At 66.3% G+C, this 22,244-nt stretch carries 23 protein-coding genes; 17 read left to right on the top strand and 6 right to left on the bottom strand.

Annotated elements, in window-relative coordinates; all coding sequences use genetic code 11:
- The first annotated feature begins 223 nt into the window (after positions 1-223).
- The 12 genes from frr to lpxB all read left to right on the top strand — a co-directional run bounded on the left by frr (position 224) and on the right by lpxB (position 11,762).
- Positions 224-784: a ribosome recycling factor gene (frr, locus tag QNI11_RS11295; protein WP_100930386.1), complete on the top strand. Its 561-nt coding sequence runs from the start codon at positions 224-226 to the stop codon at positions 782-784.
- 246 nt (positions 785-1,030) lie between these two features.
- Entirely contained in the window at positions 1,031-1,756 is a 726-nt protein-coding gene (gene uppS / locus QNI11_RS11290; protein ID WP_100930387.1) for a polyprenyl diphosphate synthase, read from the top strand.
- Positions 1,753-2,541, top strand: coding sequence for a phosphatidate cytidylyltransferase (locus QNI11_RS11285; protein WP_283983465.1), 789 nt, complete (start codon positions 1,753-1,755; stop codon positions 2,539-2,541). The genes uppS and QNI11_RS11285 overlap by 4 nt, the downstream gene beginning before the upstream one ends.
- A gap of 22 nt (positions 2,542-2,563) precedes the next feature.
- A complete protein-coding gene (dxr, locus tag QNI11_RS11280; RefSeq protein WP_283983464.1) occupies positions 2,564-3,733 on the top strand; it encodes a 1-deoxy-D-xylulose-5-phosphate reductoisomerase in 1,170 nt (389 codons plus the stop codon).
- A 12-nt stretch (positions 3,734-3,745) separates the two neighbouring features.
- Positions 3,746-5,092: an RIP metalloprotease RseP gene (gene rseP / locus QNI11_RS11275; RefSeq protein WP_100930390.1), complete on the top strand. Its 1,347-nt coding sequence runs from the start codon at positions 3,746-3,748 to the stop codon at positions 5,090-5,092.
- Positions 5,093-5,266: 174 nt separating this feature from the next.
- On the top strand, positions 5,267-5,398 hold the full coding sequence (locus tag QNI11_RS11270) for a hypothetical protein (protein ID WP_256388381.1): 132 nt from the start codon (positions 5,267-5,269) through the stop codon (positions 5,396-5,398).
- A gap of 213 nt (positions 5,399-5,611) precedes the next feature.
- Positions 5,612-7,897, top strand: coding sequence for an outer membrane protein assembly factor BamA (gene bamA, locus QNI11_RS11265; protein WP_283983498.1), 2,286 nt, complete (start codon positions 5,612-5,614; stop codon positions 7,895-7,897).
- 4 nt (positions 7,898-7,901) lie between these two features.
- Positions 7,902-8,531, top strand: coding sequence for an OmpH family outer membrane protein (locus tag QNI11_RS11260; protein WP_283983463.1), 630 nt, complete (start codon positions 7,902-7,904; stop codon positions 8,529-8,531).
- 85 nt (positions 8,532-8,616) lie between these two features.
- The gene (fabZ, locus tag QNI11_RS11255; RefSeq protein WP_100930392.1) at positions 8,617-9,075 is read left to right on the top strand and encodes a 3-hydroxyacyl-ACP dehydratase FabZ; all 459 of its coding nucleotides are present in this window, start codon (positions 8,617-8,619) and stop codon (positions 9,073-9,075) included.
- The gene (gene lpxA, locus QNI11_RS11250; RefSeq protein ID WP_283983462.1) at positions 9,072-9,857 is read left to right on the top strand and encodes an acyl-ACP--UDP-N-acetylglucosamine O-acyltransferase; all 786 of its coding nucleotides are present in this window, start codon (positions 9,072-9,074) and stop codon (positions 9,855-9,857) included. Before fabZ ends, lpxA begins: the two co-directional genes overlap by 4 nt.
- A 4-nt stretch (positions 9,858-9,861) precedes the next feature.
- Positions 9,862-10,638 (top strand): LpxI family protein, encoded by a 777-nt coding sequence (locus QNI11_RS11245; RefSeq protein WP_283983461.1) that lies wholly within the window; start codon positions 9,862-9,864, stop codon positions 10,636-10,638.
- Positions 10,638-11,762, top strand: coding sequence for a lipid-A-disaccharide synthase (gene lpxB / locus QNI11_RS11240; RefSeq protein WP_283983460.1), 1,125 nt, complete (start codon positions 10,638-10,640; stop codon positions 11,760-11,762). The genes QNI11_RS11245 and lpxB overlap by 1 nt, the downstream gene beginning before the upstream one ends.
- A gap of 400 nt (positions 11,763-12,162) precedes the next feature.
- On the opposite strand, the gene QNI11_RS11235 is transcribed toward lpxB, so the two are convergent.
- Positions 12,163-12,651 (bottom strand): ATP-binding protein, encoded by a 489-nt coding sequence (locus QNI11_RS11235; RefSeq protein WP_283983459.1) that lies wholly within the window; start codon positions 12,649-12,651, stop codon positions 12,163-12,165.
- Between the two features lie 205 nt (positions 12,652-12,856).
- Positions 12,857-14,872, bottom strand: coding sequence for a transketolase (gene tkt / locus QNI11_RS11230; RefSeq protein ID WP_283983458.1), 2,016 nt, complete (start codon positions 14,870-14,872; stop codon positions 12,857-12,859).
- A gap of 274 nt (positions 14,873-15,146) precedes the next feature.
- Between tkt and QNI11_RS11225 the strand changes: the two genes are divergently transcribed.
- Both QNI11_RS11225 and QNI11_RS11220 read left to right on the top strand, forming a co-directional pair.
- Positions 15,147-16,001 carry a hypothetical protein gene (locus tag QNI11_RS11225; protein WP_283983457.1) on the top strand — a complete coding sequence of 285 codons (855 nt, stop codon included), beginning with the start codon at positions 15,147-15,149 and terminating at the stop codon, positions 15,999-16,001.
- Entirely contained in the window at positions 15,998-16,399 is a 402-nt protein-coding gene (locus QNI11_RS11220; protein ID WP_100930399.1) for a cell division protein ZapA, read from the top strand. Before QNI11_RS11225 ends, QNI11_RS11220 begins: the two co-directional genes overlap by 4 nt.
- 75 nt (positions 16,400-16,474) lie before the next feature.
- Here QNI11_RS11220 and QNI11_RS11215 read toward each other — a convergent pair whose 3' ends face one another.
- The 4 genes from QNI11_RS11215 to xth form a co-directional block, all read right to left on the bottom strand.
- The gene (locus tag QNI11_RS11215) at positions 16,475-17,170 is read right to left on the bottom strand and encodes a hypothetical protein (protein WP_283983456.1); all 696 of its coding nucleotides are present in this window, start codon (positions 17,168-17,170) and stop codon (positions 16,475-16,477) included.
- 122 nt (positions 17,171-17,292) lie between these two features.
- Positions 17,293-17,664: a Grx4 family monothiol glutaredoxin gene (grxD, locus tag QNI11_RS11210; protein ID WP_100930401.1), complete on the bottom strand. Its 372-nt coding sequence runs from the start codon at positions 17,662-17,664 to the stop codon at positions 17,293-17,295.
- A gap of 74 nt (positions 17,665-17,738) precedes the next feature.
- The gene (locus QNI11_RS11205; RefSeq protein ID WP_005857816.1) at positions 17,739-17,975 is read right to left on the bottom strand and encodes a BolA/IbaG family iron-sulfur metabolism protein; all 237 of its coding nucleotides are present in this window, start codon (positions 17,973-17,975) and stop codon (positions 17,739-17,741) included.
- Between the two features lie 181 nt (positions 17,976-18,156).
- A complete protein-coding gene (gene xth, locus QNI11_RS11200; protein WP_283983455.1) occupies positions 18,157-18,939 on the bottom strand; it encodes an exodeoxyribonuclease III in 783 nt (260 codons plus the stop codon).
- 456 nt (positions 18,940-19,395) lie between these two features.
- Between xth and QNI11_RS11195 the strand changes: the two genes are divergently transcribed.
- The 3 genes from QNI11_RS11195 to QNI11_RS11185 all read left to right on the top strand — a co-directional run bounded on the left by QNI11_RS11195 (position 19,396) and on the right by QNI11_RS11185 (position 22,216).
- Positions 19,396-20,169, top strand: a complete 774-nt coding sequence (locus QNI11_RS11195; protein WP_283983454.1) for a DUF6749 domain-containing protein — start codon at positions 19,396-19,398, stop codon at positions 20,167-20,169.
- A 68-nt stretch (positions 20,170-20,237) separates the two neighbouring features.
- Complete coding sequence (locus tag QNI11_RS11190) at positions 20,238-21,296, top strand: hypothetical protein (protein WP_100930404.1); 1,059 nt, start codon at positions 20,238-20,240, stop codon at positions 21,294-21,296.
- Positions 21,293-22,216, top strand: coding sequence for a DMT family transporter (locus QNI11_RS11185; RefSeq protein ID WP_100930405.1), 924 nt, complete (start codon positions 21,293-21,295; stop codon positions 22,214-22,216). Before QNI11_RS11190 ends, QNI11_RS11185 begins: the two co-directional genes overlap by 4 nt.
- Positions 22,217-22,244: the final 28 nt, after the last annotated feature.

The following is a 22,244-nucleotide window of genomic DNA, read 5'->3' as shown; positions in this document are numbered from 1 at the left end:
GTTCCCAAAAGGCACGAGGCAGGGCGTTTCCTGCACGGTTTCGGTCGGTGCGGGGCGGACGGCGCCGCAAATCCATGTCTTGCACACGGGGCGTTAAGGAAGGATGAGGACGCCCGGGGACAGGTCGCCGCCACGCGGACCCGGCAAGAGACATTGATCTGCGCGCGGTGACGTAATAAGCCTGCGCACCGACAAAGGCTCAGCGAAGCGAGGCAAGACGCTCATGTCCGACGAATTCGAACTCGACACCGATGATCTCACCCGGCGCATGGAAGGGGCCATGGGCTCGCTGAGGACGGAATTCGCCTCGCTCCGCACCGGGCGCGCCTCCGGTTCGATGCTTGAGCCGATCATGGTCGACGCCTATGGCGCAATGACCCCGATCAACCAGGTCGGCACCGTGAACGTGCCGGAGCCGCGCATGGTCACGATCAACGTCTGGGACAAGTCGCTGGTCGGCAAGGTCGAGAAGGCGATCCGCGAGTCGGGGCTTGGCATCAACCCGCAGCTCAACGGCACGATCATCATGCTGCCGATCCCGGAACTGAACGAGGAGCGCCGCCGCGAACTGAGCAAGGTGGCCGGCCAGTATGCCGAGCACGCCCGCGTCGCGATCCGCAACGTCCGCCGCGACGGCATGGACCAGATCAAGAAGCACAAGGACGACATGTCCGAGGACGACGCCAAGCTCTGGGAAAGCGAAGTGCAGGAGCTGACCGACAGCTACATCAAAAAGGTCGACGCCGCGCTTGAGAACAAGCAGGAAGAGATCATGCAGGTCTGATCCCTGCGTGACCGATAAGGACGACAGGGGCGGGCGACCGCCCCTTTTTTCATGTCGCGCTTGCCCAAACCGTGTGCGCTGAGGGCGCCGGTCGCATGGCCGAAGTTGCGTTGAACGGGCCGGGCGGTACCGCCGTGCAACGTGCGCAGCACCTGCTGAAACCCTGCACGACTATCTCTTTGGCAAGGGCCGGGGGATCGGCTATGAAACCCGCAGACGTGGCCGATGCCTAAGAAGGAGCCTTGAATGAGCCGTGACGAAAGCCAGTCCCATGGTCCGCGACACGTGGCGATCATCATGGACGGCAACGGCCGCTGGGCGACCATGCGTGGCAGACCGCGCCTGTTCGGCCACCACGCCGGCGCCCGCCGCGTCCGCGAGATCGTCGAGGCCTGTCCGGCGGCCGGCGTCGACTACCTGACGATCTTCGCCTTCTCGACGGAGAACTGGCGTCGCACGCAGGTCGAGGTGGCCGGGCTCATGAGCCTCTTCCGGCGTTACATCATGAAAGAGATGCAGGCCTTCGTTAAGGAGAACGTCCGCGTCCGCTTCATCGGCGACCGCCCGCGGCTGGACGCGAAGCTGCGCGGCCTGATGGACGAGGCGGAGGCGATCACCGGCCATTGCACCGGCACCAACCTGACGATTGCGCTGAACTACGGCGGCCGGGACGAGGTCGCGCGCGCCGTCAAGCGGCTGGCGGAGGACGTGGCTGCGGGCCGACTGCGGTCCGAGGACGTTACGGAAGAGACCCTGCCGCGCTACCTCGACACTCGCGTCCTGCCGGATCCGGACCTCGTGATCCGCACAAGCGGCGAGGCGCGGATCTCCAACTTCCTGCTATGGCAGTCGGCCTATGCCGAGTACGAATTCGTCGACACCCTGTGGCCCGATTTCACGCCCGAGGAATTTGCCCGTCTGTGCGGTGCCTACGGTCGGCGCGACCGCCGGTACGGGGCCGTGAAGGCATGAGTGCACACCGCTGGGACGACCTGAAAGTGCGGCTGGCCTCTGCCGTCGTGATGATCGCCGTGGGCGTGATCGCCGTCTGGGCCGGGGGCTGGGTGTTCCACGTCCTGATCGCGGTGGCCTCGGGGGTGATGGTCTGGGAACTTGTCTGCCTGCTCGATACCGGGCGGACGAAATCGCAGTACATCCTCGGCGCCGCGACCTTCCTGGTGGCTCTGGCCGCCAACGTGATTCCACCGTCCTTTGCCCTGCCGCTGCTGATGGCGCCGGCGATGCTGGGTTTCACCCGGATGGAGCAGGGGGGCACCCGGTACGCCGTCTTCGCGACGCTGATCCTGTTCGCGGGCTACGGGATGATGGACCTGAGGGACGAGCTGGGCCTTGTCTGGATGCTGTGGCTGATCACCGTGGTCGTGGTCACGGACGTCTTCGGCTACTTCGCGGGGCGCGCCATCGGCGGGCCGAAGTTCTGGCCGAAGGTGTCACCGAAGAAGACCTGGTCCGGAACCGTCGCGGGCTGGATCGCCGCCGCAGCGGTGGGCGCCTTTTTTGCGTGGTTCGCCGGGGCGGGCATCGGGCTGATGGGGATTTCCATCGCGCTCAGCATGGCCAGCCAGATCGGCGACATTGCGGAAAGCGCGCTGAAGCGGAAGGCGGGGGTGAAGGATTCCTCCTCGCTGATCCCGGGACATGGCGGGCTTCTGGACCGGTTCGACGGGATGCTGGGGGCTGCGGTCTTCCTTGTGTTCGCCGACCAGTTGGTGGCATTCCCGCCCGGCATCGGCTGACCGGGCAGGCGGAGGAGGTTTCATGCGGCGTGTATCCGTGTTCGGGGCCACGGGGTCCATCGGACAGAATACGCTCGACCTGATCGGTCGTGATCCGTCTTCCTATCGGGTGGTCGTGCTGACCGGCGGCCGCAACGTCGCGCAACTGGCCGCCGACGCCGTGCGCCTGCGGGCCGAGGTCGCGGTGGTTGCGGACGAGGCGCTGCTTCCGGACCTGCGCGCGGCTTTGGCTGGCTCCGGGGTCGAGGCCGGGGCAGGGCGCCACGCTCTGCTGGAGGCTGCCGATAGGCCCGCCGACTGGGTGATGTCCGCCATCGTGGGGGCCGCCGGGCTGGAACCGGGCTTGCGCGCGCTGAGGCAGGGGGCCACGCTGGCACTGGCCAACAAGGAAAGCATGGTCTGCGCCGGACGCCTGATGCTGCGCGAGGCCGCGGCACACGGCGGACGCCTGCTGCCGGTGGATTCAGAGCATTCGGCGGTTTTCCAGGCCCTCATCGGAGAGGACATGGCCGCGGTCGAGCGTGTCATTATCACGGCCTCGGGCGGGGCCTTCCGCGACTGGCCGCTGGACCGGCTGGACGAGGCCACGCCCGAGCAGGCCGCGACCCATCCCAACTGGGCGATGGGGCAGCGGATCACCATCGACAGCGCGTCGATGTTCAACAAGGCGCTGGAACTGATCGAGACGCGGGAGTTCTTCGGCCTCGACCCGGCGATGATCGAGACCGTCGTGCATCCCGAGAGCATGATCCACGCGCTGGTGGGCTTCAACGACGGTGCGCTTATGGCCCACGTCGGCCCACCCGACATGCGCCATGCCATCGGTTTTGCCCTGCACTGGCCCGAACGCCGGTCGCTTCCGGTCGAACGTCTCGATCTTGTGAAGCTCGGTCAGATGACCTTTCGTCCCGCCTGCGAGACCCGCTGGCCCGCGCTGCGGCTGGCGCGCGAGGTCATGGATGCAGGCGGCCTTTCGGGCGCTATTTTCAACGCCGCAAAGGAAGTTGCGCTCGACGCCTTCATTGACGGACGCATAAAGTTCACGCGCATGGCGGGCGTGGTCGAGGACGTGCTCACCCGTGTTTCGTCGCAGCCGGGCCTTATTGATGACGACTTTGACCTTGATATGGTGGTCGAAGCCGACCATCTCGCACGGGTAGCGGCGGGTGATATCATTGACAGCAGTACCTAGAAGGGGCGCGTTTTGGACCTGACGACACTGACCTCGACATTCGGCGGCTTTCTCTGGACGGCCCTGTTCTTCATCGTGGCCCTGTCGGTCATCATCGCGATCCACGAGTACGGCCATTACATCGTCGGCAAGAAATCCGGGATCTTCCCGGAGGTGTTCAGCCTCGGCTTCGGCCCGGTGCTGTGGTCCAGGACCGACCGCGACGGGACGAAGTGGCAGCTGGCCGCGATCCCCTTCGGCGGCTACGTGAAGTTCCGCGGCGACGGCAACGCGTCCGGCGCCATCGCCGAAGAGGGGGCCATGGACGGCCTCGACGACGCCGAGAAACGCTCCACCATGATCGGCGCGCCGCTGTGGGCGCGGGCGGCGACGGTGGCGGCCGGGCCGTTCTTCAACTTCGCCCTGTCGATCCTGATCTTCACCTGCATCTTCCTGTTCCGCGGCGAGATCACCGAACCGCTGACAGTGGGCGAGCTGCGCCCGCTGCCAGTCCAGCAGGAACTGATGGAAGGCGACGTGCTGGTCGCCATCGAAGGGCAGGCGCCCCCGGGATCGGACGAGGCGCTGGCCTACGAGGCCTTCATGAAGGCGCTGCCGCATGAACCGACGCTGGATTACACCGTGGTCCGCGATGGCACGGAAATCGACGTCTCGGGTCCCTATGTCTATCCGCCGCTCGCCACACAGATCGCGCCGCGGTCTGCCGCGGGCGACGCCGGGATGGAACCGGGCGACGTCATCATCGCCGTCGACGGGGAGGATATCTTCGCCTTCGACCAGCTGAAGGAAAAGGTCGAAGGCTCCGAAGGCGCGACGCTGGCCCTCACCGTCTGGCGCGACGGCGAGACGCTGGACCTCGACCTGACGCCCAAGCGGGTGGACGAACCGCAGGCGGAGGGCGGCTTCAAGACGTACTACCGCATCGGCATCGTCGGCGGCGTGGCGTTCGAGCCCGCCACCCAGACGCCGGGCTTCGGCACGGCCGTTGCCGGCAGCGTGACCCAGGTCTGGGAGATCATGCGCGGTTCCGTCTCCGGCCTGTGGCACATGGCGACGGGTGCGATCAGCACCTGCAACCTGTCCGGTCCCATCGGCATCGCCGAGACGGCGGGCGACATGGCAAGCCAGGGCACGACGAACTTCATCTGGCTGATCGCCGTCCTGTCGACCGCCATCGGCCTTCTGAACCTTTTCCCGATCCCGGTGCTGGATGGCGGCCACCTCGTGTTCTACGCCTACGAGGCCGTCTCCGGTCGTCCGCCGAGCGACAAAGCGCTGAAGGTGCTGATGTCCATCGGCCTGACGCTGGTGCTGGGCCTGATGGTCTTTGGTCTGACGAACGACCTGTTCTGCCCCTGATCGCAGGCGCCCGACCCATAAAATGAAAGCGAAAGATCCCCGGCGAGGGGATCTTTCTGTTTACGGACCGGAAAAAATTTCTTCGGCGGCTGCCCAAATCCCGCCCGATTCCTAAGGCATAAGGCTTCGGTGAACACATCCGATCCAACTCTGATCGACCCAAGGACCGAATCCATGCAGCACATCCACGACGGCTACCGCAGCATGAGCCTGCTCGTGAGCATCAACTTCGACAGATTGCTGTACATCTTCACGATCGTCGCAGCCCTCTTTTTCGGAGCGTACCTCGGGACCTTCATGTACTGAAAGGCCGCCATGGCATGCCTGTCGCGGCGTGCCGGCGACACCTTCAGGAAATCCGCGTCATGGTTTTGACAAGCCAAGGCAATCCAGCTAGTGACAATCCGTGGGATGTCGAAGTGGATTGCGAGAATGGCAAAGGTCATTTCCGCGCAAGGCGCGCAAAATGATAAGAAAATTCAACGCCTGAGCGAGGTCGTTCAAGCCGTCTGCCTGTCTATGGCACTCGGGCTCGGCGCCGGGACGGTCGCGGTCATTCCGCAGGCCGCCTACGCGCAGAGTTACGCCTTCAGCAGCGTTGACATTCAGGGCAACCAGCGCGTCGAGGCAGGGACCATCCTGTCCTACGCCGGGATTGCGCGGGGCCAGCAGGTTTCCGCCGGTCAGCTCAACGACGCCTACCAGCGTATCCTCGGCTCCGGCCTGTTCGAAAGCGTCGACCTGATCCCGCAGGGCAACACCCTCGTGATCCGCGTGGTCGAGTTCCCGACGGTCAACCGCATCGCCTTCGAAGGCAACCGCCGGATCAAGGACGAGGACCTCGCGCCGATCATCCAGAGCCAGACGCGCCGGGTCTTCAACCCCCGCGTGGCGGAGCAGGACGCGCAAGCGATTTCCGAGGCTTACGTGGTGCAGGGACGGATCGCCGCCCGTGTGTCGCCCAAGGTCATCCGCCGCAGCGAGAACCGCGTCGACCTCGTGTTCGAGATCTTCGAAGGCGGCGTGTCCGAGGTCGAGCGCATCGGCTTCGTCGGCAACCAGGTCTATTCCGACCGTCGTCTGCGCCGCGTCGTCGAGACGAAGCAGGCCGGTCTCCTGCGCGCCCTCATCCGCAAGGACACCTTCATCGAGGACCGCGTTGAATTCGACCAGCAGCTGCTGCGCGACTTCTACATGGCACGCGGCTACGTGGACTTCCGCATCACCGGCACCAACGCCGAGCTGGCGCGGGAGCGTGACGGCTTCTTCGTGACCTTCAACGTCGAGGAAGGCCAGCAGTTCCGGGTCGGTGCCGTCACCGTCAACTCCGATCTGCCGGACGTCGACACCGAACTCTTCCAGCGGGCGGTGAAGCTGCGCTCGGGCGTGGTCTATTCGCCGATGCGCGTCGAGAGCGAGATCGCCCGGCTGGAACGGCTTGCCATCCGCGAAGGTCTGAACTTCGTCCGCGTCGATCCGCAGATCAGCCGCAACGACCGCGACCTGACGCTGGACGTGTCCTTCAACCTCGTGCGGGGCGACCGTATCTTCGTCGAGCGTATCGACATCGAAGGCAACACCACCACGATGGACCGTGTCGTGCGCCGCCAGTTCGACACCGTCGAGGGCGACCCGTTCAACCCGCGCGCCATCCGGGAAAGTGCCGAACGCATCCGCGCGCTCGGCTTTTTCTCGAACGTGGACGTGGACGCGCGCGAAGGCTCCACCCCGCAGCAGGTCATCATCGACGTCGACGTCGAGGAACAGCCGACTGGCTCGCTGTCCTTCGGTGCGAACTACTCGTCGACCAATGGCTTTGGCGCGGCGATCTCCTTCTCTGAGCGCAACTTCCTCGGCCGCGGCCAGACGCTCGGGTTCACCATCAACACGGCTTCTTCGTCCAAGAGCTACGGCTTCAACTTCGTCGAACCGGCGGTGTTCGGCCAGGACCTCGCGTTCGGGCTCAACCTCAACTACTCGGAGACCGACAAGCTTGGCGGCGACTATGACACCACGTCGGGCATCTTCCAGCCGTCGCTGTCCTTCCCGGTCTCGGACAACGGCCGTCTTTCCTTGCGCTACACCGCGAAGCTGACCGACGTCAGCAGTTCCGGCGCGATCGAAGGCGGTGTGATTGACACCGAATCCGAGGAGGGCCAGCGCATCGACAGCTCGCTGGGCTACACCTACAGCTGGGACACGCGGCGCGCGGGCCTCGATCCGAAGAACACCTACCTGTTTGAATTCAGCCAGGACTTCGGCGGCGTCGGTGGCGACACCACCTTCGTCAAGACCGGCGTGAAGGCCATTGCCCAGACCAAGGTCATGTCCGAGGAAGTCACCCTCCGGGCCAGCATCGAAGGCGGTGCGCTTAACTATTCCAGCGGCGAAAGCCGCGTGACCGACCGGTTCCTGCTCAGCCCGAACCTTATGCGCGGTTTCGATTACGGCGGCATCGGCCCGCGGGAACTGGACGCGCAGGGCAACAGCGACGCACTGGGCGGCAACTTCTACGCGGTGGCCAAGTTCGAGGCGGAATTCCCCATCGGTCTGCCGGAGGAATACGGCATCTCGGGCGGCCTGTTCTACGACATCGGCTCCGTCTGGGGCGTGAACGACGAGAACAGCAACGTCGCGGGCGGCAGCATCGTCTCGGCGGACTTCGACCCCCGGCACGTGGTCGGCTTCTCGATCTTCTGGGACTCCGCGCTTGGCCCGCTCCGGCTCGACTTCTCCGAACCGATCAAGAAGGCGAAGTACGACGAAGAGAAGAACTTCAACCTGACCATCTCCACCGAATTCTGATCCCGTGGTCCGGCTCGTTCACTGGCTGCTTGTCCTGACGCTCTGCGTCGGGGCGGCGTCCGCGGGCCGGGCGCAGGACGCGGTGGAAAGCCCCGTGCTGGTGATCGACTTCGAACGCGCCTTTGCCGAGAGCGCCTTTGGCCGGCGGCTGAACGAAGAGGTGGAGCGCGAGGGCAATGCCATCGTCGCCGAGAACCGCCGGATCGAGGCGGAACTGACCGCCGAAGAGCTGCGCCTGACGGAACAGCGCGCCACCATGGCGCCCGAGCAGTTCCGCGCGCTGGCCGATGCCTTCGACCAGAAAGTGCAGCGCCTGCGGGCCGAGCAGGACGCCAAGGCGGAGGCGCTGGGGTCGCGCGGCGAGGAGAGCCGGATAGAGTTCCTGCAGGCCGCGCGCCCGGTTCTCGAAGGGCTGATGCGCGAGACCGGCGCTGCCGTCATCCTCGAACGGCGCTCGGTTCTGGTGGCGGTGGATTCCGTCGACATCACCGACCGGGCGATTGCGCGGATCGACGCGCAGGTGGACCCGGAGCCTGCCGAAACCCCCGAGGCGCCCGACCAGTCCCAGCCCCAGTCTCCGGCACCGCAGGACGATGCCGTCCCGTCAGACGGCACGGCCCCCGCCCAGCCCTGACACAGCCGCCTGAGGCCCGCGCTTGCCCAGAAGGGCGCGGCTTGCTAGGGACGCTGGCAAGAGATCAACGTGAAGGCCAGACCAGATGAGCGACCTGAAATCCGCAGACATCCAGCTGATCCAGCGGATCATCCCCCACCGCTACCCGTTCCTGCTGGTGGACCGCGTGGTCGACATCGACGGCACGCAAAGCGCCACCGGCATCAAGAACGTGACGATGAACGAACCGCATTTCCAAGGCCACTTCCCCGGTCTGCCGATCATGCCCGGCGTGACCATCGTGGAGGCCATGGCCCAGACGGCGGCGGTCATGGTGGGCACCACGCTAGACATGGCCGACAAGGAGATGAAGGTCTATTTCATGTCCATCGACAAGTGCAAGTTCCGCCGCAAGGTGGTGCCCGGCGACCAGCTCCGGATGAAGCTGACCACGCTGCGCGGCAAGCCCGGCGGCAAGGTCTGGAAGTTCGGCGGCGTCGCCGAGGTCGATGGCGAAATGGCTGCCGAGGCTGAATTCACCGCCATGATGGACCTGCCGTCGTGAGCGCCTCCATCCATCCGTCGGCCGTGGTCGAAGAGGGCGCCCGCATCGGCGAAGGCGTCGTCATCGGTCCGTTCTGCCACATCGGGCCCGAGGTCGTCCTGCACGACCGGGTCGAGCTGAAGAGCCACGTGGTCGTCACCGGCGCAACGGAGATCGGTGAGGAGACAGCGGTCTTCTCCTTCGCGGTGATCGGCGAGATCCCGCAGGACCTGAAGTTCAAGGGCGAGAAGACGCGGCTGGTGATCGGCAAGCGCAACCGTATCCGCGAGCATGTCACCATGAACACCGGCACCGAGGGCGGTGGCGGCGTGACCCGCGTCGGGGATGACGGGTTGTTCATGGCGGGCTGCCACGTGGCGCATGACGTCCAGGTGGGCGACCGGGTCATCATCGTCAACAATGCCGCGCTTGCGGGGCACTGTGTCATCGAGGACGACGTCATCATCGGTGGCCTGTCGGGCGTGCACCAATGGGTGCGCATCGGCCGGGGCGCCATCATCGGGGCCGTGACCATGGTGACGAACGACGTGATCCCCTACGGCCTCGTGCAGGCGCCGCGGGGCAAGCTGGACGGGCTGAACCTCGTCGGTCTGAAACGCCGCGGGGTGAAGCGCGACGACATCACCGCGCTGCGCGCCGCGTTCCAGATGCTGGCACAGGGCGAGGGCGCCTTCCAGGACCGCGCAAGACGGCTCGGGGACGAGACGTCCAGCCAGTATGTCAAGGAAATCGTTGCGTTTATCCTGGGCGACAGCGACCGGTCGTTCCTGACCCCGGGGTGACGCCATGCTGGCGCTGATCGCCGGAAAAGGCGCCTTGCCCGGGGCGGTGGCCGCGGCGCACGGCGGGCCGGTGCGCGTCTGTGCATTAGAGCACTGCCCGCCCGACTTGCCCGTAGACCGGACCTTCCGACTGGAGACGCTGGGAAGCCTGCTGCGCTGGATGCGGCGGCAGGGTGTGACGGAGGTCTGCCTTTGCGGGTCGGTCACGCGGCCGCCGGTGTCGCTGGCGCGGGTGGACCTGCGGACTTGGCCTCTTGTGCCGCGCGTGCTGCGCGCGTTGCGGCGTGGCGATGACGGGGCACTGCGGATCTTCATCGCGATCTTCGAGGCGTCAGGCTTCCGCGTCGTGGCCGCGCATGAGGCGGCGCCGGCGCTGTTGCCGCCAGTCGGCGCGTGGGGGCAAATACCTGAGGGCGCTGCCGAATTGGCCCGGCTGGGCGACGCCGTGAGTGACCGGCAGGCGGCGGAAGACCTGGGCCAGGCCTGTGTCCTGCGAGACGGAATTGTCCTTCAACGCGAAGGGGTTGAGGGGACGGACGCGATGCTTCAGGCGCTGACGGATGCGGAGGGTGGCGTGCTCTACAAGGCACCGAAGCCCGGGCAGGACCGGCGGGCCGATCTGCCGGTGATCGGGCCGGAGACGGTGCGGCGGGCGGCGGCGGCGGGGCTGTCGGGGATCGTGATCGAGGCGCAGGGGGTGATGGTGCTGGAACAGCCGCTTGTCAGGGCGCTGATCGAGGAGACGGGCCTGTTTCTCTGGGTCCGGGAAAGGGGCGCCTGATGCGGGTTTTCGTTACGGCCGGGGAGGCCTCCGGCGACAAGCTGGGCGCGGCTTTCATGAAGGGTTTCAGGCAGTTGTGCCCCGATGTGGAGTTCCGCGGTATCGGCGGGCCGCTGATGGAGACCGAAGGGCTGGAGAGCCTTTTCCCGATGGACGAGATCTCGATCATGGGGATCTCGGAAATCCTGAAGGAATACAGGCACTTGAAGGCGCGTATTCGCGAAACCGCAGAGGCGGTCTTGGACTGGCGGCCGGACGTGCTGGTGACCATCGACCTGCCGGAGTTTTCGCTGCGCGTGAACCGGCTGGTGAAAAAAGCCGCGCCGGATCAAAGGGTTGTGCACTATGTTGCCCCCACGGTTTGGGCGTGGCGGCCGGGGCGCGCGAAGAAGATGGTCGGCGTGGTCGACCAGGTGCTGGCGCTGCTGCCGTTCGAGCCGCCCTACATGCAAGCCGTTGGAATCGCATGTGATTTCGTCGGGCATCCGGTGGTCATGGAACCCGTTGCCACGGCGGAGGAGGCCGCGGCCTGGAAGGGTGACAGCGGCGACAAGGTGGTGCTGGTGCTGCCGGGGTCGCGGCGGTCCGAGGTGGCGCGATTGTTGCCGGTTTTTCAAGAGGTTGTGGAACGTATCGCGCGGCCCGGCCTGCGGTTTGTGCTGCCTGCCGGCCGGCAGGTCGTGGGCCCGGTGAAAGAGGCGGTGGCCGGCTGGAAGGTTCCGGTGGAAGTCATTGATCCGGAAGGAAATTCCGCGGAGAAACTGGCGGCGTTCCGGGCGGCGGACGTGGCCTTGGCGGCCTCCGGCACGGTGTCGCTGGAGCTGGCGGCAAATGCCACGCCCATGGTGATCGCCTATGACATGTCTTGGCTCAGCCGCCAGATCATCGGACGGATGCTGCTGGTGGATACCGTGACGCTGGTCAACCTTGTGAGCGGGACCCGGGATATCCCTGAATTCATTGGGAAAAACTGTAAGCCTGAAGCGATTGCCAAGGCCGTGCTCGACGTGCTGGAGGCACCGGACAGGCAGCTTCGGGCGATGGATCTGACCATGGAACGGTTGGGGCGCGACGGCGAAGAGCCGGGGTTAAGGGCAGCGCGTGCCGTGCTTAACGGTCTGTGAATTAACAGGATCGGGCCGTTCCTTGAGCGACCGCACGATGGTTAACGCACCGCGCGCCTACAGGATCTGGGGGTGCCGACGCACGGGTCACATAGGTAAACGAATGGTAAACCGCCGTTCCGGGCAGGTTTAACGGTTTTGAAAGGGGTGAACCGGCCGGTTCGACCCCTCCAACCGGCCGGTTGTTAACACTTGCGATTTTAAAGCCTTGTTAAGGTTAACGTATTGGCGGACGGCACCCTCAGGTCGGGTGGCAGGTGGCCTCCGAACCGACGGCTGTGCCGCCCGATGGACGCGTGTTTCAAAGCTCAGGCGGCGTCCCGTTCAAGCGTCAGGGACGCCGCGGGCGCATGTGCCCCGGGCTGGCCGACACGCGGATGCCTGCCACAGCCTCCGACCCTCAGTGGTGCAGGACGATGTTGAACCCCTCGTTCGGAGAGGGCGGCACGAAGTGGCTGGAGATTTGCCGGAACTGCTCATCGGTGACCGCGAAGGGATGATCGCCCTGCGCGTTGCGGGCGTGCAGGCGCGCCAGGCAAACCTCGTCGGGCACATCGAGGACATGCAGGACATGAGAGGCGCCCGCCTGTTCGAAGATGCCGCGCATCCAGTTGCGGGCGTCCACGGTGTTCGCCTGGAAATCGAGAACGACGGAGACACCTGCCTGCAGCACCGACGCGATGTGCGGCGCCATGATCTTGTGAAGTTTCGCGGTGCATCGGACGTAATCGGCGAGAGAGGTCATCTCGTCGCCGAAGAGCGCCTTCAGCCAGTCGTCCTCTGCGATGACGATGGTGGCCGGTTCCTGCCCGAGGGTGGCGGTCAGCGTCGATTTTCCGGAGGCGATCTTGCCGCAGATCATGTGCAGGGTGGGTGTTTGTTGGGTCATTGGGTCTTCCGGAGCGGTTCATCGGGTCGTGCGGGGATTTGTCGGTGACGACACATGCGACCTGACCGGACGGAATGCAACAGGGGGGTGTCGGCGCCATTGGTGGCGCGGACAGGAAAAGGCCCCCGCCGGGTGTGGCGGGGGCCTTTCTGGTTGGTGCGTTGATAAGGTTGGTGCGTTGATAACGCACCCTACGGTGGTGCGTTTACAGCAGGCCCTTGGCCGCTTCGGTCACCGCCTCGGGGGTGATGCCGAACTTCTCGTAGAGCGTCTCGTAAGGGGCGGAGGCGCCGAAGCCGGTCATTCCGACGAAGGCGCCCTTGTCGCGCTTGCCGCGCTCGGAGAACAGCCACTTGTCCCAGCCGAAGCCCACGGCGGCCTCTACCGCGACGCGCACCGGACCTGCGGGCAGGACCTTGCGGCGGTAGGCCTCGTCCTGCGCCTCGAAGAGTTCCCAGCAGGGCATGGAGACGACGCGGGTGCCGATGCCCTCGGCCTGCAGCGCGTCGCGGGCGGCCATGGCGATGGCGACCTCGGAGCCGGTGGCCATCAGGATGACCTGGCGCTTGCCTTCGGCGTCGGCCAGCACGTAGGCGCCTTTCTCCGACAGATTGGCGGTCTTGTGCTCGGTCCGGACGGTGGGCAGGTTCTGGCGGGTCAGCGACAGCACGGAGGGCGTCGCCTTCTGCGTCAGGGCGATTTCCCAGGCTTCGGCGGTTTCGACCGCGTCGGCGGGGCGGAAGACCAGCGTGTTCGGCGTGGCGCGGGAAATGGCCAGATGCTCGACCGGCTGGTGGGTCGGGCCGTCTTCACCGAGGCCGATGGAATCGTGCGTCATCACGAAGATGGTCGGCGTCTTCATCAGCGCGGCAAGGCGCATGGCTGGCCGGGCGTAGTCGGTGAAGGCCATGAAGGTGCCGCCGTAGGGACGCAGGCCGCCGTGCAGGCCGATGCCGTTCATCGCCGAGGACATGCCGTGTTCCCGGATGCCCCAGTAGACGTAGCGGCCCTTGCGGTTGTCGGTGTCGAACTTGCCGAGATCGCCGGTCAGCGTGTTGTTGGAGCCGGTGAGGTCCGCCGAGCCGCCGATGGTTTCCGGCATGATCGGGTTGATGACCTCGAGCGCCATCTCGGACGCCTTGCGGGTGGCAACCTTGGGCTGGGTTTCGGAGATCTGCTTCTTCAGCGCCTTGATGGTGGCGGAGAGCTTCTTCGGCGCGTCGCCGGCGATGACGCGGGCGAATTCCTTCTGGCGGGAGTCGGAGGCGGAGGCGAGGCGCGCTTCCCATTCCGTGCGGTCGGCGGCCCCGCGGGAGCCGGTGGATTCCCACCAGGATTTCACCTCGGCGGGCATTTCGAACGGGCCGGTGTGCCAGCCCCAGGCTTCCTTGGCGGCGATGTTCTGTTCGTTGTTGGTCAGCGCGCCGTGGCCCTTGGAGGTGTCCTGCGCGGCGTGGCCGAGGGCGATGTGCGTCTTGCAGGCGATCATCGAGGGCTGGTCGGAGGCCTTGGCGGCGGCGATCGCGGCGTCGATGGCGGCGGGATCGTGGCCGTCGATTTCCTGCACGTGCCAGCCGGCGGACTTGAAGCGCGCCACCTGGTCGGTGCGGTCCGAGAGCGAGACCTTGCCGTCGATGGTGATGTCGTTGTTGTCCCAGAAGACGACGAGCTTCGACAGGGCGTAGCGGCCGGCGAGGGTGATCGCCTCCTGGCTGACGCCTTCCATCAGGCAGCCGTCACCTGCGATGACGTAGGTGTGGTGGTCGACGAGCTTCTTGCCGAAGCGGGCGCGGAGCATCTCCTCGGCCATGGCGAAACCGACGGAGTTGGCGATGCCCTGGCCGAGCGGGCCGGTGGTGGTCTCGACCGCCTTCAGCAGGAAGTTCTCCGGGTGGCCGGCGGTCTTGGCGCCCCACTGGCGGAAGTTCTGGAGCTGGTCGAGCGTGACCTCCGGATCGCCGCAGAGGTAGAGCAGCGAGTAGATCAGCATGGAGCCGTGGCCGGCGGACAGGATGAAGCGGTCGCGGTCGGGCCACTCGGGGTTGGCGGCGTCGAACTTCAGGTGGTTGCCGAAGAGCACGGTGGCGACGTCGGCCATGCCGATGGGCATGCCGGAGTGGCCGGAGTTGGCGTTGGCCACACCGTCGAGGGCCAGCGCGCGGATCGCGGTTGCGCGCATCCAGTGGTCGGGATTGGCGTTGCGAAGCTCTGAAATGTCCACCGTGAGGTTCCTTGCGTTGCAGCGTTTCGCGCTGAATAGCAGCCGCGGGGCAAATGGCAAGGTCGCGGCCCGGCAGGCCGCGGGCAGGCGGATGAAAACCGCCGTCCAAGTGCTTGGGAAGGCGTTGGTAAACAGGGGGGCGCATTTTCCTTTTGCGCTTGCTAGACTTCCTCCAAAGGGTCGAGGGGCGATTCGCGATGCGGTTGTCCCGGCACAAGACCCGAAAGACGGGACGGCCCGGCATACGGGCGAGGAAACGGGGGCGAGAGGGCAGATGACCCAGATCGACGAGTTGCAGACGCGCCTGTCGCGCGCGCTGGATCGGATTGGCCAGCGGCTGGAGGCCCATACGCCCGGGCCGGACGGCGGAGAGCTGGAGGCCTTGACGGCGAAACTGGCGGCGGCGGAATCCGCGCTGGCGGAGGCCGAGGAACGGGCCGCCGCGGCGGCGGAAGCGACGGAGGCCGAGCGCGCCTCGGCCATCGAGGCGGCGCGGCTGGACATGGCGGAGGAACACGCCTCGGCGCTGGCCACCCTGAGGGGCGAGGCCGCGGCGGAGCAGGAACTGGCGGTAGCCCAGGCGCTGGAGAAGGCGGCGGAGGAGCGCGACGCGGTCATCGCCGCCGTGCGCGCCGAAGCCGAGGCGGCGGTCGCCGCAGCGGGCGCGGAGTCTTCGGACGACGCCTCCGGGGGCGAGGGCGCCGACCTGAGCGAGATCGAGGCCGAGCTGACGGCGCTGCGCGAGGCGCTGGACGACGAGAAGGTTGCCAATGCCCAGCTCGAGGAGCGGATGCGTCACCTGAAGGCGCGGCTGGCCGAGGCGGAAGCCGGAGCCGGGGCCTCGGGCGAGGCGGCGGGTGTCCCTGCGGAACTGATCGAGGGGCTGGACGCGGAAGTGCAGCGCCTGCGCGCGGCCAACGCCGCCCTGTCGGAGAGCAACGCGGCCCTCAGGGCCGCCAATGCACAGGGCGTCGGCGATGCCTCGCTCATCAACGATGCGATGAAGGCGGAACTGGACGGGTTGCGCGCGGCGCGCGCGGTCGACGCGGCCGAGACCGAGGCGCTGATCGCGACCCTCGGGCCGCTTCTCGAGGCCGCCGGAACGGACGGACAGGAGGCCAAGTCATGAGCCAGGTCGAAGTGGAGATCGGGATCGGCGGGCGCACCTTCGAGGTGGCCTGCCAGGACGGCGAACAGCAGTTCCTGCTGTCGGCGGCGGCGCTTCTGGATGCGGAGGCGCAGGTGCTGGTGCAGCAGATCGGGCGCATCCCCGAGACGCGAATGCTGTTGATGGCCGGTCTGATGCTGGCGGACAAGACCGCCGGTCTGGAAGAGAAGCTGCGCGATGCCGAAGAGCAGCTTGGCGCCATGAAGGCGGAGATCGCCGAGCTGAAGGGGCGGCCCGCGCCCGCGCCCGAGAAGGTCGAGGTGGCGGTGATCCCCTCGGACGTGACGGATGCGCTGGCAGAGCTGGCGGCGCGGGCGGAATCGCTGGCCGAGACGGCGGACGAGAAGCTGGGCGCCTGAGAAGGCCGCGCGGCCGGGCAGGGCGGGTGGCCAACCCGGCTGCGCCGGAACGCCCACCCTACGGCATGTGGCGCCTCAGGTGGCGGCCCTGAGCCGGTCCGCGAGACTGTTCCCGAGGGAAATGAACGCGCGCAGCTGCTCCGGCTTGCGGATGAGGCCGGTCTGGCGCAGGGCGAAGCCTTGCGTGTCGCGGATCGCCATGGGCTGCTGCGCGGGATTGCGGCCCTGACGCGCGGCGGCGAGGTCCGGCGCGTCGCGGACCGGGTCGAGCGCGGTTTCGGCGCCGGGGGTGGCGAGCAGCGTTCCGGGACCTGTGCCCGGGGCGGCCTGAAGGCGGGCCATGTCCTCGCCCAGCGGGCCGAGGAATTTCATGAGGATCATGCGGCCCACGCCGCCGGTGCTGCCGAGCGCGCTTTCCATGCGGATGCGGGCGCCGTCGGGCATGTCCGGTCCCAGCACGGCCAGCCCTTCGGGCAGCGCGAGGTCGGGCGCGGTGAAGCGGGTCCAGCGGGTGGTGCCGGATGACCCGCCCGGGGTGGAATGGCTCAGGCTGTAGAGCGTGAGGGTCCAGCCTTCGGCGGGGTGCGAGATGTCGATCTTCATGCCGTTGCGGCCGGAGGCTGTGGCCTCCTCGATCTGCCAGCCTTCGGTGGATGCAAGGTGGCGGAGTTCGGCGCGCCATCTGCGGTTCTGGCGGAAGGCCGCGAAGACGATCATGGCGCCTGCAAGGGACGCAATGATGAGGAACGCGGCGGCGGACACGGTGCCCATGGTCAAAGTCCTGTCGGAAAAATGTATGGTCTCAAATGGCAAAGGGCGGCCCGGTGCGGGGCCGCCCTTCGATCTGCAGCAAGTCCTGCGGGCACTGTCAGGGGCCCGGCGCCGGGATCGGCTCAGGCGTTGGCTTCGCGGATCTTGTCGGCGGCGTCCTTGTTGAAGGCGATGCCGTTCTGGTCGAACAGGCCGTCGAGTTCGCCGGACAGCGTCATCTCGGTGATGATGTCGCAGCCGCCGACGAATTCGCCCTTCACGTAGAGCTGCGGGATGGTCGGCCAGTCGGAGTAATCCTTGATGCCCTGGCGGATGGCGTCGTCGGTCAGGACGTTCACGTCCTGGAATTCGACCCCCATGTAGTTCAGCACGCCCGCCACGCGGGAGGAGAAGCCGCATTGCGGCATCGCCTTGGTGCCCTTCATGAAGAGCACCACGTCGTTGGATTTCACGGTTTCCTCGATGCGGGTCTTGGCGTCGGTCGTCTCGGTCATGTCGTTCTCCGTTGTCGGGCGCGCGCCGGGCGGGGCGGGCCGGGATGTGCGTGGCCCGCGAGGGGCCGGGCGGGTCAGTCGGGGGCCCGGGTGGTCAGGGCGAGGGCGTGCAGTTCGCCGGAGGGGCCGTCCATCTTGCCCTTGAGCGCGGCGTAGACGGCGCGCTGCTGCTGGACGCGGTTCATGCCGCGGAAGCTCTCGTCGACCACCATCGCGGACATGTGCACGCCGTCGTCACCCTCGACGACGATCTTGGCGTCCGGGAAGGATTGGCGCAGAAGGTCCTCGAGGTCCTGGGCATGGATGGGCATATGGGGCTCCGCTCTGGTGTCTCTGGTGGGTCCGGCTGTTTCCGGGGGCTTTTGTCAGGAATCTAGACCGCCCGGTGGGGCTGTGCAAGGGCAGGTGGCACGGCCTTGCGGCCGACGAGAGGCGCTGCCTCTCGTGCTCTCCGAGGTATTTCCGTCCAGGTGAAGCGGTGGGGGCGGAGCCTCAGGCGGCGAGGGCGCACCAGACCGGGACGTGGTCGGAGGGCTTTTCGCCCGCGCGGACGTCCTTTTCGATCCAGCAGTCCTCGAGCAGGTCGGCGGCCTGCGGGGTCAGGAGCATGTGGTCGATGCGGATGCCGTTGTTCCGTTCCCAGGAATTGGCCTGGTAATCCCAGAAGGAATAGTGGCCCGGGCCTTGCGTGCGGGCGCGGAAGGCCTCGGTGAAGCCGAGGTTGAGGATGCGGCGGAAGGCCTGCCGGGACTGCGGCAGGAAGAGCGCGTCGTCCTTCCAGGCGTCGGGCCGGGCCGCGTCCTCGGCCTGGGGGATGACGTTGTAGTCGCCGGCCATGACCGCGGGCATCTCGGCGGCGAGGAGTTCCTCGGCGCGGGTGTGCAGGCGGTCCATCCAGGCGAGCTTGTAGTCGTATTTCGGGCCGGGGGCGGGGTTGCCGTTGGGCAGGTAGAGGCCGCAGAGGCGCACGGCGGTGGTGTCGCCCATCACCGTCGCCTCGATCCAGCGGGCCTGTTCGTCGTCCGGGTCGCCGGGCAGGCCGCGGGTCACGTCCTCCAGCGGCAGTTTCGACAGGATGGCAACACCGTTGAACCCTTTCTGTCCGTGGGTCTCGACGACGTAGCCCATGTCCTCGAAATGCTCCCTGGGGAAATTTTCGTCCACAGACTTGATTTCCTGCGCCAGCACGACGTCGGGGTTTGCAGATTGGAGCCAGTCGGAAAGGGCCCCGATGCGTGCCTTGATGCCGTTTATGTTGAATGTCGCGATATTCATTCGATCCCCCGATTTTGATTCAGGTGGACCGTGGATCGTGTCGAAGGTCAAGCGCGGGGATTTCAGGAGTGAGAAAAGGGGTGACGCCAAAGAGAGTTAAGTGATGTTGATCAACGTCATTTTTCTGATATTTTGTGTCGCGTAGCGGCAGGGGTATTCAACTTTGGGTTGCGCTCTGCTATTTAACTCAACCGAGTCTCCCCTCATCTCGAATCGCCTTTCCCGACTTTGCAAACCTGCAAAGTTGCGTTGCGTGGCGTCGATTCCACTTTTCCACAAGTTTTGTCGGTCTGGGGATAAGTCCTATTGTTTCGCGTTCAGAGACAGATGTTTCCACCGGTCCCTGTGGATAAACAATTGATTAAACAACCTTAACAGGAATTAACTTTTCTGCAAACGCTTTTTGCGGGCAGCGTTAGGGGGTCAACAACGCACTTCCCACAACGGAGAACGACAATGTCCGCACTCATCAAAACCCAGGCTTCTGAAGAAATCGTTTCCAGCGTCGAAACGAGCGCCTTCTCCGGCGATTCGGTCGAAATGTTCACCTCCTGGTCCGGCCCGGCGGCTGGCGACATCGACACCGGCGACGCGGTCGAAGCTTTCACCTCCTGGTCCGCCCCGACCCGCGGCGACCTGCGTGACGGTTCCGCAGTCGAGATGTTCACCTCCTGGTCCTGCCCGGTGACCGGTTCCGCAGCCCAGGGCGACAACGTCGAGGCATTCACCTCGTGGTCCGGCCCGGCGGCTGGCGACAAGATCTCCGGCGACAACGTCGAGGCGTTCACCTCGTGGTCCGGCCCGGCGGCTGGCGACAAGATCTCCGGCGACAACGTCGAGGCGTTCACCTCGTGGTCCGGCCCGGCGGCAGGCGACAAGATCTCCGGCGACAACGTCGAGGCGTTCACCTCGTGGTCCGGCCCGGCGGCTGGCGACAAGATCTCCGGCGACAGCGTCGAGGCGTTCACCTCGTGGTCCGGCCCGGCGGCTGGCGACAAGATCTCCGGCGACAATGTCGAAGCCTTCACCTCCTGGTCCGGCCCGGCGGCTGGCGACAAGATCTCCGGCGACAGCGTCGAAGCCTTCACCTCCTGGTCCGGTCCGGCCGCTGGCGACCGTGTGTCCGGCGACAACGTCGAGGCTTTCACCTCCTGGTCCGGCCCGGCTGCCGGTGAGCGCGAAGCAGGCGATGCCGTCGAAGCCTTCACCAGCTGGTCCGTCAAGGCCTGAGCCGCGACCGAGAACCTGCGAACCCGGGCGGGGCGCGAAGCTCTGCCAACGACAGAGGAGAAGACCAAATGCAAAATGTCATCCAACTGACCGTCCCGTCCCGGATTGCGCCTCTGGAAGCGCGGATCACCGCGCTTCTGGGCTCCTTCGCCGATCATCGCCGCACAGGTGACGACGTGTTCTGGCTGAAGGAAAACGCGGAACTCCTGAACATCCTGGAGTGCACCGGCCAGCCCGTCACGGCAGAGGCGCTGAGCGTGCACGAGGCCTTCTATGAACAGGCCGAAGACAGGCTGACATTCTTCCCACAGTACTACAGATTTCTACTGTCGCTTGCATTGGATCTTGAGGATCTCGGCTTTTCGGGGAATTCTGCTCAGCGTATGGTTGAGTTTGCCGCATCACAGCGCCTTGCCGAGGCTGAACTGTCCGATCTCCAGCGCGCCGAAGCCCGGCGCCTGATGATGCGCCGCGGGATCGATCCTGTGCGCGACGAAGGGCTGGATGACCGGCTGCGCGCCTTCTGCGGACGAACCGCGACCTTCGCGCTGCCGAACAAGAAGGCGGCCTACGAGCTGACGCACATCGTCTACTACCTGTCGGAGTACGGACGGCGCGATCCGCTGCTGGACGACAAGGCCATGATCAGCCTGCATTATGCAGGGCTTACCGCCTTCCTCGACCAGAACGCCGACCTGCTGGCAGAGGTCTGCATCGCGCTGGTCTATGCCGGACAGGAACCGCCGATCGCCTGGAGCGCCTGGCTGGAAGAGGAAACCGCCGCCTACAGCGTCGATCACGGCGAAGGTCTGCCGCTGAACGACGATTACCACGAGTTCCTGGTGTGCAACTGGCACCAGGCGGTGATCGGGGCGCCGGTGTTCCGCAAGCCGCTGGAAAACGAGCGGATGACCTATTCGAAGAACGGCCGCCGTTCGACCGCGCTCCGCGAGATCAGCCAGGCCATGCTGGGGATGGAACGCCGCAGCGGCGACTGGGAGCGGATGCGCACCATGATCCTGCCGGCGCTGTCGGAGACGACGCTGGAGGTGCTGACCGTGGCGAGCGAAAGCTGCGCTTTCTTCCCCGACTACTTTGCCGGTTTCGCCCGCGCAGGTGCCGCATGAAGCGCGTTTCGAAGATGACGATGGCGCTGGGTGGCGCCGGTCTGGGGGCGCTGCTGGTGGTGGTCTACACCGGCATGATGGCGGCGGCCGACGGGATCACGAAGTTCATCGCCGGGTCCTACGCCGCGCCGCAGCTTTTCGTGCTGTCCTCGCTTCTGGTGGTGGCGCTGTCGGTGGGCGGTGCGCGCATGGGCGGGCAGGGGGTCGTTGCGGGGCTTCGGGTGAAGTCGCGCACGGCCATGCTGATCCGCGCGGTGCTGACGGTGGTCGCTTCGGTGGCGTTCTTCATGGCCTTCCGGCTGCTGCCCTTTGCCGACGTGTTCCTGTTCATCGGTCTCATCCCGCTGATCGCGGCGGTGCTGTCCGGCCCGATCCTCGGCGAGACGCCGCGCCCGCTGGCCTGGGCCGCGCTGACCGTCGGCGCCTGCGGCGTGCTGTTCCTGATGCCGGGCGGTGTGTCCGGGATGCAGGCGGGCCATGCCTGGGCGCTTCTGGCCGCGGTGTCGGGGACGGGGTCGATGCTGGCCGCCCGCGTCATCGCCAAGGTCGAACGGGCGCCGCTGGCGCAGGTCTTCTGGCCGAACCTTGCGCTGATGGTGTCGATGGCGGTGGCGCTGCCCTTCGTCTGGCAGCCGATGGGCCTGACCGACCTGATGTGGGTTGCGGCCTATGCCGGGGCGCTCTTCGGAGCACGCTACGTGGTGGCCGAGGCGCTTCGCCTGCTGCCGGCCTATGTCGCCACGCCGCTGATGAACCTGCAGTTCGTGTGGATGGTCGTCATCGGTTTCGCGGCCTTCGGCGAGGTGCCGACAGCGGCCACGGTGGTTGGCGTGATGCTGGTGGTGGGCTCCGGCGCATGGCTGGTGCTGGAGGATCACGTGGGCCGGGTGCGTGCGGCGCGGATGGTTCCGGCGGAGTGAGACCAACCCGAGCCGGGGCGGGCGCTGC

The sequence above is a fragment of the Sagittula sp. MA-2 genome (assembly GCF_030126985.1).
Taxonomy (GTDB): domain Bacteria; phylum Pseudomonadota; class Alphaproteobacteria; order Rhodobacterales; family Rhodobacteraceae; genus Sagittula.
The sequence above is the reverse complement of the archived record's forward strand: the minus strand, read 5'-3'. Positions and strand labels throughout refer to the sequence as shown.

Coding starts and splice junctions, on each gene's coding strand:
- lpxB (WP_283983460.1), top strand. CDS start 10,638: ATGCGGGTTTTCGTTACGGCCGGGGAGGCCTCCGGCGACAAGCTGGGC.
- xth (WP_283983455.1), bottom strand. CDS start 18,939: ATGAATATCGCGACATTCAACATAAACGGCATCAAGGCACGCATCGGG.
- dxr (WP_283983464.1), top strand. CDS start 2,564: ATGCGGCGTGTATCCGTGTTCGGGGCCACGGGGTCCATCGGACAGAAT.
- QNI11_RS11235 (WP_283983459.1), bottom strand. CDS start 12,651: ATGACCCAACAAACACCCACCCTGCACATGATCTGCGGCAAGATCGCC.
- QNI11_RS11205 (WP_005857816.1), bottom strand. CDS start 17,975: ATGCCCATCCATGCCCAGGACCTCGAGGACCTTCTGCGCCAATCCTTC.
- QNI11_RS11270 (WP_256388381.1), top strand. CDS start 5,267: ATGCAGCACATCCACGACGGCTACCGCAGCATGAGCCTGCTCGTGAGC.
- QNI11_RS11225 (WP_283983457.1), top strand. CDS start 15,147: ATGACCCAGATCGACGAGTTGCAGACGCGCCTGTCGCGCGCGCTGGAT.
- bamA (WP_283983498.1), top strand. CDS start 5,612: ATGGCACTCGGGCTCGGCGCCGGGACGGTCGCGGTCATTCCGCAGGCC.
- frr (WP_100930386.1), top strand. CDS start 224: ATGTCCGACGAATTCGAACTCGACACCGATGATCTCACCCGGCGCATG.
- fabZ (WP_100930392.1), top strand. CDS start 8,617: ATGAGCGACCTGAAATCCGCAGACATCCAGCTGATCCAGCGGATCATC.
- QNI11_RS11220 (WP_100930399.1), top strand. CDS start 15,998: ATGAGCCAGGTCGAAGTGGAGATCGGGATCGGCGGGCGCACCTTCGAG.
- QNI11_RS11215 (WP_283983456.1), bottom strand. CDS start 17,170: ATGGGCACCGTGTCCGCCGCCGCGTTCCTCATCATTGCGTCCCTTGCA.
- QNI11_RS11190 (WP_100930404.1), top strand. CDS start 20,238: ATGCAAAATGTCATCCAACTGACCGTCCCGTCCCGGATTGCGCCTCTG.
- uppS (WP_100930387.1), top strand. CDS start 1,031: ATGAGCCGTGACGAAAGCCAGTCCCATGGTCCGCGACACGTGGCGATC.
- QNI11_RS11285 (WP_283983465.1), top strand. CDS start 1,753: ATGAGTGCACACCGCTGGGACGACCTGAAAGTGCGGCTGGCCTCTGCC.
- grxD (WP_100930401.1), bottom strand. CDS start 17,664: ATGACCGAGACGACCGACGCCAAGACCCGCATCGAGGAAACCGTGAAA.
- QNI11_RS11245 (WP_283983461.1), top strand. CDS start 9,862: ATGCTGGCGCTGATCGCCGGAAAAGGCGCCTTGCCCGGGGCGGTGGCC.
- QNI11_RS11185 (WP_100930405.1), top strand. CDS start 21,293: ATGAAGCGCGTTTCGAAGATGACGATGGCGCTGGGTGGCGCCGGTCTG.
- QNI11_RS11195 (WP_283983454.1), top strand. CDS start 19,396: ATGTCCGCACTCATCAAAACCCAGGCTTCTGAAGAAATCGTTTCCAGC.